The sequence below is a fragment of the Bacillus sp. SIMBA_074 genome (assembly GCF_046534555.1).
Taxonomy (GTDB): domain Bacteria; phylum Bacillota; class Bacilli; order Bacillales; family Bacillaceae_G; genus Bacillus_A; species Bacillus_A mycoides.
Genome location: NZ_JAWRYM010000242.1, coordinates 1 through 329, shown reverse-complemented (window position 1 = coordinate 329; position 329 = coordinate 1). Strand labels below are relative to the sequence as shown.

The window sequence follows — 329 nt, the reverse complement described above, 5'->3', positions numbered from 1 at the left end:
GGTTCAATAAATACAGCCTCTACCTGACTTGTTTTACGCATGAACTCAATAGGACGCCTCACAGAATTATGCTCCACTAAAGAAGAAATGACGTGATCACCAGGCTTCAAAAATCCTTTAATCGCCTGGTTTAGCGCCTGCGTCGCATTTAGATAAAAAAAGAGGTTATTCGGGTTTTGAATCCCAAACAACCGCGATAACTGCACCCGTGTACGAAACACGGTTTTGCTTGCTTTCATCGCCAGCGTATGCCCGCCTCTGCCGGGATTGGCGGCATAATCTTCTATAGCCTCAGCCATCATGTCTTTGACAGCAGGCGGCTTCGGCCA

General features: G+C 47.4%; 1 protein-coding gene. It reads right to left on the bottom strand.

Annotated features, from left to right (window positions below):
- Positions 1-329 (bottom strand): aminotransferase class V-fold PLP-dependent enzyme (locus SB773_RS30680; RefSeq protein ID WP_410594001.1); only part of this gene is annotated, 329 nt, incomplete at both ends.